The following is a 12,491-nucleotide window of genomic DNA, read 5'->3' as shown; positions in this document are numbered from 1 at the left end:
GGATCTTATGGTCTGGACCGCCTGGAGAGGAAGTCTTTTACAGCTTGTTGCAAGCAGGCTTAACGCAGCATTGATCAGTTCGCGCCGCGCTTGACCGATGCGAGCAGGAGCTGGGCCACGTCCTGGACCTCGACCGATTCCCGGGCCGAACCGTCCGCCTGCTTGGCGGTGAGGCCGTCGGACAGCATCACCCGGCAGAACGGGCAGCCGGTGGCGATCTTGTCCGCGCCGGTCTCGACCGCCTCCGTGGTCCGGTTCAGGTTGATCCGGCTGCCGAGCTTCTCCTCCATCCACATCCGCGCACCACCGGCACCGCAGCAGAACGACTTGGTCTGGTTCCGCGGCATCTCGGCGTACTCCGCGCCCGGGATGATGTCGAGCAGTTCGCGCGGAGCGTCGTACACCTGGTTGTGGCGGCCGAGGTAGCACGGGTCGTGGTAGGTGATCTTCTGGCCGTTGAGTGAGCTGTCGGCCGGCGCGACCGGAGTCAGCTTGCCCTCGCGGACGAGGCGGTTGAGCAGCTGGGTGTGGTGGACCACGTCGAGCTCGACACCGAGCTGGGAGTACTCGTTCTTCAGCGTGTTGAAGCAGTGCGCGCAGGTGGAGACGACCTTCTTCGCGCCGGTCTCCTTGAAGACCTCCGCGTTCTGCATCGCGAGCTGCTGGAAGACGAACTCGTTGCCGGACCGCCGGGCCGGGTCACCGGTGCAGGTCTCGCCATCACCCAGTACGGCGAAGCTGACGCCGGCGATGTCGAGTAGTTCGGCGACCGCCTGCGTGGTCTTCTTCGCGCGATCCTCGTAGGCACCGGCGCAGCCGACCCAGAACAGGTACTCGACCTCGGCCAGCGTCTCCACGTCCGCACCGACCTGCTTGACCTCGAACGGTAGGTCCTTGGCCCAGTCCATCCGGCCGGACGGGTTCATGTTCCACGGATTGCCCTTGTTCTCCAGGCCTTTGAAGAGTCCGTTGAGCTCGGACGGGAACGACGACTCGATCAGTACCTGGTAGCGGCGCATGTCCATGATCGCGTCGACGTGCTCGATGTCGACCGGGCACTGCTGCACGCACGCACCACACGAGGTGCACGCCCACAGCGCGTCCTCGTCGATGACCGCGACGTCCGCGGGACCCACGAGCGGCTTGTCCTGTTCCGCGAGTACCAGCTCGGGCAGCGACTTCCGCTCGTCGTCGGACGACGCCAGCAGGTACGGCGCCTTGGCGTACGCGTGCTCGCGCAGGTTCATCATCACCAGCTTGGGTGACAACGGCTTGTCGGTGTTCCACGCCGGGCACTGCGATTGGCAGCGGCCGCACTCGGTGCAGGTGGTGAAGTCGAGCAGGCCCTTCCAGGTGAAGTCCTCGACCTTGCCGACGCCGAGCGCCGCGTCCTCGTCCAGTTCCTCGATGTTCTCGAAGTCGATCGGCTCGCCCTTGACCATGATCGGCTGCAGGGCGCCGAGCGCCGTACCGCCGTCGGCCTTGCGCTTGAACCAGATGTTCGGCCAGGCGGTGAACCGGTGCCAGGCCACGCCCATCGTGGCGTTCAGCGAGATCGTGATCATCCAGGCGAACGAGATCAGGATCTTGATCATCGCGACCAGGTAGACGGTGTTCTCCAGGGCCTGCTCGGACATGCCGCCGAAGAGCGCCTCCCCGATGAAGAACGTGGTCGGGAAGTGGAACTTCGTGCCGCCGCCGAGCTCGTACTCCAGTCCGCGCAGCAACAGGATGCAGATCAGGACGCCGAGGATCGTGTACTCGACGTAGTACGCCTGCCAGGCGGTGGAACCGAAGAACCGGCTGTAGCGGCCCTTCTCGCCCCGCGGCAGATTGCGCAGCCGGATCGCCATCAGCCCGATGATCGAGACCAGGCCGGTCCAGGTGAGGAACTCGCTGACCCACTCGAACACGAACCAGTGGCCGATCACCGGCAGCACCCAGTGCGGGTCGAACAACTGGCCGAACGCCGTCACCAGGGTGAGGAACAGCCCGATGAATCCGAACGCGACGAACCAGTGCAGGACGCCGACGTGGCTCCACTGCAGCATCCGGGTGTGGCCGAGGGTCTCCTTGGCCAGCGTGGCGGAGCGCCGCCCCGGGTTATCGGTGCGGCCGGCCGGCTGGCCCAGCTTGATGACGGACACCATGTGCCCGATCGTCTTGCCGAACAGCGCGATACCGACGGCGGTGACCGCGAGCGAGACGACGATGGCGAGGATCTGCATACCAGCGATGTTATTGGTCGGTTACCCATGAGTCATGTCGATGCGGCCCTCGTCACGCCCGAGATGTGGTCGTGAGCGAATCGACACAGAGCGTTACCTGGATCTCGTTGTGACCGCGCTAGACCACTCGTAAGTTTCCTTCCAGTGCGACCGCAGTAGAAGTGAATCTTCTTCAAAGGAGAGTGTGATGCGTCTTCGTCAGGGAATCGCGGCGGGATTGCTGCTGGTGACCTGCTTGGTGGTGCCGAGCGTGCCGGCGAGTGCGACCCCGGCCCCCGCCACCGCTCCGGCCGCGGGAAAGAAGTGCAACACCAGAACGATCAACTGGTACACCCGCTATGGGAAAGAGGTGTACGTCGGGACCAATCTGCACAGCGACTGGTTCGAAGGACCCGGCCGGATCACCTACTCGCGGACGGCGACCTCGGAGTCGAACTCGGCGTGGACCGGTGACCTCGGCGTCAGCGTCTCGGCGGTGATCGCGGAGATCCAGAGCAAGTACTCCAAGACTGTCGGTAAGTCCTATTCGGTCTCGCAGAACTGGTCGTACACGGCGGAGGTCAAGGCGGGCCAGGTGCGGCGGTTGCAGCAGCTCAAGCAGTCCTGGATGGTGCAGGTGGTCCGCTGGCGCTACACCACCAGCAACTGCAAGAAGACCAAGGAGATCAGCAAGAAGACCGCGACCTTCCCGGTGAAGAACCACGACTACATGTGGATCCTGGTCGGACAGAATTCCTGAGCGACCGGGGCTGGTCGCTCAACTGATCAGACGGTCGACCCGGGCGGCGACCGCCGGACGGCGCGGCGGACGGTGGCGTCCAGCTCGTCACGTTCCGCGCGCAGAGCCGGCGCGTCGGAGCGCGCCAGCAGCGGGCCGGCGTACAGGCCGAGGGCGGCGTCGAGGTCGCCGTAGCGGAGGGCCGGTCCGCCGCAGCCGGCCGTCACTCCGGCTGATGCTGCTCAGTGCCGGTCAATCGGTCGCGGTCGTCAGCGGCCGCGAGATCGCACTCACCCTGAGGCGGGCCGAAGTACTCGCACTGCTTCTCCTGCATCCGTCCGGGCTCACCGCCGAGCAGCTGATGCTCCAGTTTGTACGGCGACGAGGGCAACCCGACCACCGTGCGCGCGGAGATGCACCGGCTGCGGACTCTGCTCGGTGGGTGGAGTCCTCGACACCAGGCCGTACTGGATCATCGCCGATGTCACCGGCGACGTGACCGACGTCCAGGCCAAGTACGAGTATTGGAAGCACACACAGCTCACCGTCGATGTGGTGAAGGGCCGTGGCAGCGGATTCTCGGTGGAGGCACCGGAGGGCCTCCGCTTCCTGATCCGGTCCCGCGTCTTCACCGACCAAGAGTCCGCAGCGCTGGGACTCCTCTGAGCGAGTGCCGACCGTCCGGTGGCGTTGCCGGACGGCCGGCGCTCTTCATTCCCCGAGCACGGCGCTCGACTTGGTGCCCCGAACGACAAAAACGGCCTCCCGAAGGAGGCCGTTGGACCAAAGCCGCGAGGCCTTGGCGTGGTGAACCCACCTTAGTCATCCACAGGCCGCCACGTCCAACCTGCGAGGATTGGTTGTGGACGACTACGGTCCTGCAATGCCGTCGCGCCCCACACCCCAGTCGCCCGAGCGTCTCACCGTCTACGTCGATGGCTTCAACCTGTACCACGGCCTGAAAGAACGGTCCGGGCGGCGGCTGCTCTGGCTGGATCTTGTCGAACTCTCCCGGCTCCTGCGCCCACGGAGCTCGCTCATCCGTGTCTGCTATTTCACTGCGCCCGTCCTCGACGACCCTGCGGCCGCCTCACGCCAGGGGCGATACCAGGCCGCCCTGCTTGCGCAGAGTCCGGGGCTGATCGAGATCACTCAGGGCCGGTACCAGAAGAAGCTGAGGAGCTGCCGGTCCTGCGGCGCGACCTGGACGCAGTACGAAGAGAAGGAGACCGACGTGAACATTGCGACCACGTTGGTCGCTGACGCCGCAACCGGGACAACGGATTCCGCTCTGATCATCAGCGCGGACAGCGACCTCGCGCCGGCGATCCGGACGGCACGTTCTCTGAACACGACTATGTTCCTCGCTGCCGCCTTCCCGCCGTTGCGGTATTCGGCCGAGCTGAGCAACCTCATGCCTGCCTCGTTCAGCATCGGGATGTCGAAGCTCACCCGTTCGCAACTCCCGCGGACCGTCGTCGATTCAGTGAGTGGCAGGACCTACAACCGGCCGGCGAAGTGGAATTGACGACGGCCTAGCCGTAGGCGGCTCAATGCGGTGCCTGGAGGTAGGTGTCGAGTTCGGTTGGTGTGCGGACGCAGTTGTGCAGTACGGCGTTGTAGATGTCCGTGCTGTGGACACCGCGACAGGCGTCCTTGAGTTGCAGGATCGTCAATCGCTGCTCCTCGGGGGCTTCGCGTAGCCGTTGGGCGTCTCGGAGGAATGGGCGGTCGACGACGTGCAGCCAGAAGGTGAGGTCGACTTTCCAGCGGCCGTTGACCTGCAGTACGGCGTAGAAGCGCTCGTCGGTGATCACAGGGGTCGGACGGCGGGCGCCGCGCTCGTCGCGGAAGTCCACGTCGAGCGTGTCCACCCGCCGCGCGAGCACGGCCAGCCCTTCGAGGACGTCAGCGGCGGTAGCGCCGGGTGCGTCGAATACGACGTCGAGGTCGCGGACAACCATCAGCCCGGACAACGCACTCCCAATCACCTGCCCCGGCCAGGGAAAGGCGGTCTGCAGGTCCAGCTGGTCGGCCAGCTGGTGAGCCTCGGTCTGCAGGGCTTGTGCACGTTCGAGGAGCGTCATGTGGTGACGGTAGGCCTCAGGTTGTGCTGATCACCAAAGGTTTGCTGGTACGACCGTCTCGTCGACAGGGTCGGGGAACTCAGGGGGAAACCTTCGTCGGCGGACCGGGGGGCGACGACGCCGTCAGCCCGGGGAAAATCCGGCTCGATCGGGTCGGCTGTCATGGGTTCACCCATGACATTTGTCAGGGGCCCGATCGCTGGCTTCGGGTCGCGCCGTCGACGGACGATGCGAGAACCCATCCATGCCGGTCTCCGCCCCACCGCAAAGGAACTGGGGCGAAGGCCTGCCCAGCTCGAGGAGTTCTGTTGAGGCAACGGATTCTCGTGTCCGCCCTGGGCGCCGGCGCACTAGCCGTCGCGGGACTGACCGCCCAGGGGGCCATCGCCGCCCCCACCCCGTACACCGCCGGGAAGCACGCCGCCAAGGTCTGCTCGGCCCCGAAGGCCGCGCACACCGCGGCCTGCAACGCGATCAAACTGGTGAACGACAAAGGTGTCGCACCGGCCTCCACCACGCCGCCGTCGACCGGGCTCACCCCAGCGGGCCTGCGCGACGCCTACAAGCTGAACGGTCTCAGCGCCGGCGGCCGCACGGTCGCGATCGTCGACGCGTACGGCTACCCGAACCTGGAGCGCGACCTCGGCGTCTACCGCTCCCAGTTCGGCCTGTCCGCGTGTACGACGGCCAACGGCTGCCTGCGGGTCATCAACCAGACCGGCGGGACCTCGCTGCCGAGGTTCAACGCGGGTTGGGCCGGTGAGCAGGCGCTCGACGTCGACGCGGTCTCGGCCGCGGCGCCCGACGCGAAGATCGTCGTCGTACAGGCCAACTCGGCCAGCTTCGCCGACCTCGGCACGGCCGTGGTGACCGCGTCCAAGCAGGCCGGTGTGGTCGCGATCTCGAACAGCTACGGCGGTGGTGACGCGTCCGACGCGACGTACGGCACCTACTACAACCACCCCGGCATCGCAGTCACCGCGTCGACCGGTGACAACGGCTACCAGGGTGGCAGCTACCCGGCGTCCTCGTCGTACACGACGGCCGTCGGCGGTACGTCGCTTGTTGCCGCCAGCAACTCACGCGGCTGGAGCGAGACCGTGTGGAGCGGTGCCGGTTCGGGCTGCTCGACGTACAACACCGCACTGAGCGCCGCGTCGTCGTTCAACACCGGCTGCTCGAAGCGGGCGATGGCGGACGTGTCCGCGGCTGCCGACCCGGGCAAGGGCGGGATGGCGATCTACTACCCGACCAGCAAGACGAACTCGACCTGGGCGCAGTTCGGTGGCACCAGTGAGGCCGCCCCGATCATCGCCGCGGTCTACGCGCTGTCCGGCAACACCAGCGGCTACGCGAACGCGCTGCCGTACGCGCACGCGGGCTCGCTGTTCGACGTGACCAGCGGGAGCAACGGCTCCTGCCCGACGACCCAGTGGTGCAACGCCCGCACCGGCTGGGACGGCCCGACCGGCCTCGGCACCCCGAACGGCGCAGGCGCCTTCTGATCGAACGGGCGGACCCCTACCGCGATTGGGGTCCGCCCGTTCCCCAGTAAGTCCACCACCACCGCGGCGACACACGCCGCGGTGCGTTGGTGGCTGGGTGCGACTGTTGGCCTGTCGCTCCTAGTACTCTGCCGGGCACGAAGGACAACCCTCGTCTCCACGTCATTCCGGTGATTTCCCTTCCCAGCGAGCGCTTGCCCGCCTAAGGTCGCCCCCGGACGGGTCGTGGAGGGCGACCCGCAAACACGAACTCCATGGAGATTTGCTGTGACAACATCACGCAGAGGGCGGGGGCTCCTGGCAGTCACCACCGCCGTCTCCGCCGCCACTGTGCTGGCCGTGACGGCCGCCGGTGGCGCCACCGCCGCCCAGACCGCCGGACCGGGTGAGGGCAAGGGCAAGGCGGCCCAGGCCGAGAACCTGTCGGGCAAGGAGCGGAAGGGCAACTACGACGCCCGGACCCCGAGTGCCAAGATCACCCACGCCCGCGCCGCCAAGGTGGCCGGCAAGGAGACCGCGGCCTCGGAGAAGTTCCGCAACTCGCTCGGCACCCAGGGCGTCGTCGAGCTCGACCCGAACACCGGCACCCCGGCCCAGGTCACCAAGCTGAACGGCTTCCTGACCGGCAAGAGCGCGAAGAAGGCGCCGGACGTCGCGCTCGCCTACGTGAAGGCGCACCCGGAGGTCTTCAAGCTCTCCGACGCCGACCTCTCCACCCTGAAGCTGCGCAAGGACTACGTCGACGACCTGGGCACCCACCACGTGTCCTGGTCGCAGGTGGTCGACGGCGTCGAGGTGTTCGGCAACGGCCTCAAGGCCAACGTCACCAAGAACGGCCAGCTGATCTCGCTGATGGGCTCGCCGGTCTCCGGTCTGACCGCCCAGGCCGAGGCCGCCGCGGCCGCTCCGAAGGTGACCGCCGCCGCGGCCCGCACCGCGGCTGCCGAGGACGTCGGCGGTACGCCGAAGTCCGCCACCGCGAAGGCGGCCGGCGTCAGCACCCGGTGGAGCAACGGCGACACCGCCCAGCAGGTGTGGTTCCACACCGCCGACGGGCTGCGCAAGGGCTGGCTGACCTACGTCAACGCCGGCGGCATGAAGATCTACAACCACGTGATCGACGCCCAGACCGGCAGCCTGCTCTACCGCAAGGACCTGGTCAGCGAGGGCAACGGCGACGCGCTGGTCCAGGACAACTACCCGGGCGCGGCCAAGGGTGGCACCCAGCGGGTCGAGAACCTGATCTACAACAAGTGGCTGCCGAAGAACGCCAAGACCCTCCTCGACGGCACGTCGGTCGCGGCCTGGGCGGACGTGAACGACGACAACCAGCCGAACGCCGGTGAGACGGTCAAGGTGCCGGGCACCAAGACCGGCGCCGAGTACAAGCTGACCACCTTCCAGAGCGCGTCGTCGTTCTGCTCGGCGGCGTTCGTCTGCACCTGGGACCCGGCCAAGCCGGACTCCTGGAAGACGAACATGAACCAGGACGTCACCAACGCGTTCTACCTGGCCAGCAACTTCCACGACTGGCTGGCCAAGCCGCCGATCAGCTTCACCCCGGCGGCCGGCTCGTTCGACGCCGCGGGCGGCGACCCGGTCCTGCTGAACGCGCTCGACGGCGCGGCCACCGGCGCCGACGGGGGCCCGGACGCCAACCACATCGACAACGCCAACATGTCCACCCCGCCGGACGGCACTCCGCCGACCATGCAGATGTACCTGTGGCACCAGCCCGGCGCGACCGACGCGCAGGATCCGTTCGTCCCGGCCAGCGGCGCGAACGACGCGAGCGTGCTGTACCACGAGTACACCCACGGTCTGTCCAACCGCCTGGTCGTCGACGCCACCGGCAACAGCACGCTGAACAGCATCCAGGCCGGCTCGATGGGCGAGGCGTGGAGCGACTTCTACGCGATGGACTACCTGGTCTCGCACGGCCTGGAGAAGGACAGCACCGCACCGGGCGAGGTACTCGAGGGCAAGTACGTCGCCCACGGTGAACTGTTCCGCACCCAGGCGATCGACTGCCGGGTGAAGGCGGTCAGCCCGAACTGCATCCAGCCCGACGGTTCGAAGGGCGGCTACACCTACGCCGACTTCCCGACCATCGGCGGCACACCTGAGGTCCACGCCTCCGGTGAGGTCTGGGCGCAGACGCTGTGGGACCTGCGGGAGCGCTTCGGCCGCAGCTACGCGATGAGCATCATCACCCGCGCGATGGAGCTGTCGCCGGCCGACCCGACCATGCTCGACATGCGCAACGCGATCGTGCAGGCCGACCTGGTCGCCAGCGGCGGCAAGAACGCCGACATCATCTGGACCGTCTTCGCCAACCGCGGCATGGGCTGGTACGCCGGTGTCATCGACGGCGGCGACGCGTTCCCGGCCGAGGACTTCCACAAGCCGCCGACAGGTGCGACCACGACCCTCAGCGGCACCGTGAAGGACAAGGACACCGGTGCTCCGGTGGCCGGTGCGCTGGTCTACATCGGCGGTCACTCGTCCGGTTACGCCGGTGACTACGCCGCCTCGACCGACGCGAACGGCAACTACGCCATCACCGGTGTTGCCCCGGGCACCTACCCGAAGGTCGTCATGTCGGCTCCGGGCTACGAGCTGCTGGTCCAGTCGGCCACGGTCAAGCCGGGTGCGAAGGTGGCCTTCACACCGCGTCGCAACTGGGCGGCCAGCTCCGGCGGTGGCTCGGTGGTCGGCTTCAACGGACCGGACTTCACCCCGCAGTGCGGCCCGGCGTACGCGATCGACAACGCGCAGGGCACCGGCTGGGGCAGCACCACCGGTGACGACGCCGGCACGCCGACCAACAAGATGATCGACAAGCACGTCGACATCAAGCTGCCGGCGAAGGTGAACATCAGCGCCTTCAACGTCGACCCGTCGAACACCTGTGGTGACCCGGGCAGCTCGTCGACCGGCAAGTACCGGATCGAGACCTCGGTCGACGGCACCACCTGGCTGCCCGCTCAGACGGGCGAGTTCACCGCCGCCAACCGGGGCAAGTACACGCTGCTCACCCCGAGCGGCAACGTGACCGGAGTTCAGTACGTGCGGTTCTGGATGCTCAGCCCGCAGGTTCCGGACTTCGAGACCAACTGCCCGGCCGGCGCGTTCGGTGGCTGCACGTTCACCGACATGACCGAGATCCAGGTCTTCGGTACCAAGTAACAACCCCTCCCGCGAAGGCCGGCCGAGCACCCGCTCGGCCGGCCTTCCGACGTTTCAGGACGGGCTGAGCGACGCCGGCCCGGCCAGGCGCAAGTGACTCGTTACTTGGCGGGTTTGGCCGGTGGGACGGTCTGGGCCCAGTCGGCCCAGTCGGCGAGGGAGGTGTAGAGGCGGATGGCAGCCTCGACGGTTACGCGCAGGGATTGGGTCTGCGGGCTGTAGCCGAACTCGCCCCGGTCCTTGCGGGCCGCGTACTCCCGGTACTGCTGGGCCAGGTCCCGGTAGTACCGCGCCTCCGCCTGGAGGTGACGCTGCAGGTCGTCGGTGTCCATCAGCCAGAAGAACAGTGATCGCAGCAGCGGCTGCAGGCGCATGGTGTGGTCGACGTCGACCTCGGTCAGCCAGCGCCTGACCTCCGCCACCCCGGCGTCGGTGATCCGATATGCCTTCCGTCGCCGCGGTCCCTCGCTCTCGACCTCGACCAGGCCCTCGGCCGCGAGCTTGCCGAGCTCGGCGTAGATCTTCGGGTGCTGGGCCGGCCAGATCGATCCGAGCACCTCGGTGAACCGGCGGGCCAGGTCGTACCCGCTCGCCGGTCCCTCGGCGAGCAGCCCGAGCAGCCCGTGCCGCAACGACATGCCGTCTCCTCGCATCGCGTCGTACGTCCAGAAGCATCTTGACATGTCCCTGCGGACATGTGCATGCTCGCTTATGTCCCTAGGGACATGTCCTATGGAACATCACGGCGTGAGGGAGTCGATATGGCGGACAGGCAGGCGGTACTCATCACCGGTTCGACCGGTGGCATCGGGACGGCGACGGTCGAGCTGCTCCGGCGTCGCGGGTTCACCGTGTACGCCGGGGCGCGCGGCCCGGCCGACTTCGGGGCGGGCGTTCACGTGGTCCCGCTGGATGTGGCGGATCAGGAGAGCGTCGCCGCGGCGGCCAAGCGCGTCGCGGGGGAGGTCGACGGGCTGCGGGCGGTGATTAACAACGCCGGGGTGATCGTGCAGGGGCCGCTCGAACTGGTGCCGGCCGACGAGTGGCGGCGGCAGCTCGAGGTGAACACGCTCGGGCCGGCGTCCGTGGTCCGGGAGTTCCTGCCGCTGGTGCGCGCGGGCGCCGGGCGGATCATCAACGTGGGTGCGGCGACCGGGCGGATCGCGTTCCCGCTGCTCGGTGCGCTGTCCGCGAGCAAGGCCGGTCTGGAGGCGTTGTCGAACGCGCTCCGGCTGGAGCTCGCCGCGTGGGACATCCCGGTCGTGATGATCGAGCCGGGATCGACCGAGACGGCGATCTTCGCGAAGGCCGGGGAGGCCGAGCGGGCGGCGCAGGGGCGGATCAGGGCTGATCAGGTGGCGCTCTATCGGGCGCATCTTGCGGCGTACGAGAAGGCCAGTGCGCGCTTCAAGCCCGGGCCGGTCGACAAGGTTGCCGAGGTCATCGTTCGTGCCGTCGAGGTATCGCGGCCGAAGCGCCGCTACACCATCGGCGACGCCCGCACACTGGGTGCCGTCCTCACCAAACTCCCCGCGGGTCTGCGCGACCGGGTTCTGACCGGCGCCCTCGGCCTGAACGGCATCAGGCCGTGAAGACGGGCACTTGCGGCCGCACCCCGTGACCACGTGGGGCCCACATCGTGGACAACGGGAAGTAAGTGTAGTGAATTAGTCTAGTTTCGCGGGGTGGATGTTGCCGCTCGACCGTCGCCGTCTCGCTCAGCCGGGCGGGGCGGCGACCGAGCCGCGCTCGATCAGGACCGGCGCGATCGTGGTCCGGCGGACCCGGCGGTTCGTGTCGACGGTCGAGGTGACGCGGGCGACGACGTCGGCGACCAGCTCGTCGAGCGGCCAGTGGAAGGTGGACAGTGGCGGCGTGAGCAGCTGCGACACCGGCTGGTCGTCGTACCCGAGCAGGGAGAGATCGTCCGGGACGCGGAGGCCGAGCTCGCGGCTGGCGGCGTACACACCGAAGGCCATCGAGTCGGCGAGCGCGAGGATGCCGGTCGGGCGCCGGGTGCTGGTGAGCAGCCCGCGGGCGACCTCGGTCGCGCCGGCCAGGTCGTGCGGGCATTGCAGGATGCGGATCGTCAGCTCGAGGTCGACGCCGACGCGCTGGGCGATCTCCTCGGCCGGCCGCTCCACCTCGAAGCGGCGGGTCGGACTCAGTACGGCGATCTGCCGGTGACCGGCGTCGGCCAGCCGGCGCAGGGCCGTGCTGACACCACTCTCGTTGTCGAGCATGACCTCGGACTTCGCCTTCGCGCCCGGCAGCGCGTCGCCGATCGCGACCACCGGCGCCTGCCGCGCGATCTCGGCCCAGCCCTTCGCGGCCGGGTTGATCGGGATCACCACGATCGCGTCGGCGCGGTGGTCGACCAGGTGCTGGGCGAGCTCGAGCTGGCGGTCGGCGTCACCGGCCGAGTCGATGATCCACGCATTCCGGTCCGGGGCGAGCAGCTCCCGGCCGAGGGCGGCCGCGAGTCGCTGCTGCCAGAGATCCTCCAGCGAAGCGCAGAGCACGCCGATCGAACCGCTCCGGCCCGAGGCGAGGGCCCGGGCGACCGGGTCGGCCTGGTAGCCGAGGCGGTCGGCGGCGTCCTGGACCCGCTGCCTGGTCTCGGGCGTTCCGTGCAGGCCGCGCAGTGCGTAGGACACAGCGGCCATCGAGAGCCCGGTCTCGGCGGCGATGTCCTTGAGGGTTGGCCTCCGGCCGGTTCCGGACATGTCCACGACCTTAGGGCAGACCTCGGACAAAAGCTTGA

General features: G+C 68.0%; 12 protein-coding genes. 6 read left to right on the top strand and 6 right to left on the bottom strand.

Features of this window, described 5'->3' with window-relative positions; translation table 11 throughout:
* Window positions 1-74: 74 nt before the first annotated feature.
* A complete protein-coding gene (locus OG558_RS09595; protein WP_405069890.1) occupies window positions 75-2,228 on the bottom strand; it encodes a (Fe-S)-binding protein in 2,154 nt (717 codons plus the stop codon).
* Between the two features lie 187 nt (window positions 2,229-2,415).
* On the opposite strand from OG558_RS09595, the gene OG558_RS09590 reads away from it, so the two are divergent.
* Window positions 2,416-2,967: a hypothetical protein gene (locus OG558_RS09590; RefSeq protein ID WP_405069889.1), complete on the top strand. Its 552-nt coding sequence runs from the start codon at window positions 2,416-2,418 to the stop codon at window positions 2,965-2,967.
* Window positions 2,968-2,993: 26 nt separating this feature from the next.
* On the opposite strand, the gene OG558_RS09585 is transcribed toward OG558_RS09590, so the two are convergent.
* Window positions 2,994-3,173, bottom strand: coding sequence for a hypothetical protein (locus OG558_RS09585; RefSeq protein ID WP_405069888.1), 180 nt, complete (start codon window positions 3,171-3,173; stop codon window positions 2,994-2,996).
* Window positions 3,170-3,337, bottom strand: a complete 168-nt coding sequence (locus tag OG558_RS09580) for a hypothetical protein (protein ID WP_405069887.1) — start codon at window positions 3,335-3,337, stop codon at window positions 3,170-3,172. Before OG558_RS09580 ends, OG558_RS09585 begins: the two co-directional genes overlap by 4 nt.
* Window positions 3,338-3,384: 47 nt before the next feature.
* Here OG558_RS09580 and OG558_RS09575 point away from each other — a divergent pair, with 47 nt between their 5' ends.
* A complete protein-coding gene (locus OG558_RS09575) occupies window positions 3,385-3,612 on the top strand; it encodes a DUF779 domain-containing protein (protein WP_405069886.1) in 228 nt (75 codons plus the stop codon).
* Between the two features lie 217 nt (window positions 3,613-3,829).
* A complete protein-coding gene (locus OG558_RS09570) occupies window positions 3,830-4,474 on the top strand; it encodes an NYN domain-containing protein (RefSeq protein WP_405069885.1) in 645 nt (214 codons plus the stop codon).
* Window positions 4,475-4,496: 22 nt separating this feature from the next.
* Here the strand turns inward: OG558_RS09570 and OG558_RS09565 are convergent, their stop codons facing one another.
* Window positions 4,497-5,033: a hypothetical protein gene (locus OG558_RS09565; RefSeq protein WP_405069884.1), complete on the bottom strand. Its 537-nt coding sequence runs from the start codon at window positions 5,031-5,033 to the stop codon at window positions 4,497-4,499.
* 308 nt (window positions 5,034-5,341) lie between these two features.
* Here OG558_RS09565 and OG558_RS09560 point away from each other — a divergent pair, with 308 nt between their 5' ends.
* Together OG558_RS09560 and OG558_RS09555 are read left to right on the top strand one after the other, a co-directional pair.
* On the top strand, window positions 5,342-6,538 hold the full coding sequence (locus OG558_RS09560) for a hypothetical protein (RefSeq protein ID WP_405069883.1): 1,197 nt from the start codon (window positions 5,342-5,344) through the stop codon (window positions 6,536-6,538).
* A 267-nt stretch (window positions 6,539-6,805) separates the two neighbouring features.
* Window positions 6,806-9,727, top strand: coding sequence for a M36 family metallopeptidase (locus OG558_RS09555; RefSeq protein WP_405069882.1), 2,922 nt, complete (start codon window positions 6,806-6,808; stop codon window positions 9,725-9,727).
* 101 nt (window positions 9,728-9,828) lie between these two features.
* Here OG558_RS09555 and OG558_RS09550 read toward each other — a convergent pair whose 3' ends face one another.
* The gene (locus OG558_RS09550; RefSeq protein ID WP_405069880.1) at window positions 9,829-10,365 is read right to left on the bottom strand and encodes a helix-turn-helix transcriptional regulator; all 537 of its coding nucleotides are present in this window, start codon (window positions 10,363-10,365) and stop codon (window positions 9,829-9,831) included.
* Window positions 10,366-10,488: 123 nt separating this feature from the next.
* Between OG558_RS09550 and OG558_RS09545 the strand changes: the two genes are divergently transcribed.
* A complete protein-coding gene (locus OG558_RS09545; protein WP_405069879.1) occupies window positions 10,489-11,319 on the top strand; it encodes an SDR family NAD(P)-dependent oxidoreductase in 831 nt (276 codons plus the stop codon).
* A gap of 126 nt (window positions 11,320-11,445) precedes the next feature.
* Here the strand turns inward: OG558_RS09545 and OG558_RS09540 are convergent, their stop codons facing one another.
* On the bottom strand, window positions 11,446-12,453 hold the full coding sequence (locus OG558_RS09540; protein WP_405069878.1) for a LacI family DNA-binding transcriptional regulator: 1,008 nt from the start codon (window positions 12,451-12,453) through the stop codon (window positions 11,446-11,448).
* Window positions 12,454-12,491: the final 38 nt, after the last annotated feature.

The sequence above is a fragment of the Kribbella sp. NBC_01510 genome (assembly GCF_045040325.1).
Lineage (GTDB): Bacteria > Actinomycetota > Actinomycetes > Propionibacteriales > Kribbellaceae > Kribbella.
The sequence above is the reverse complement of the archived record's forward strand: the minus strand, read 5'-3'. Positions and strand labels throughout refer to the sequence as shown.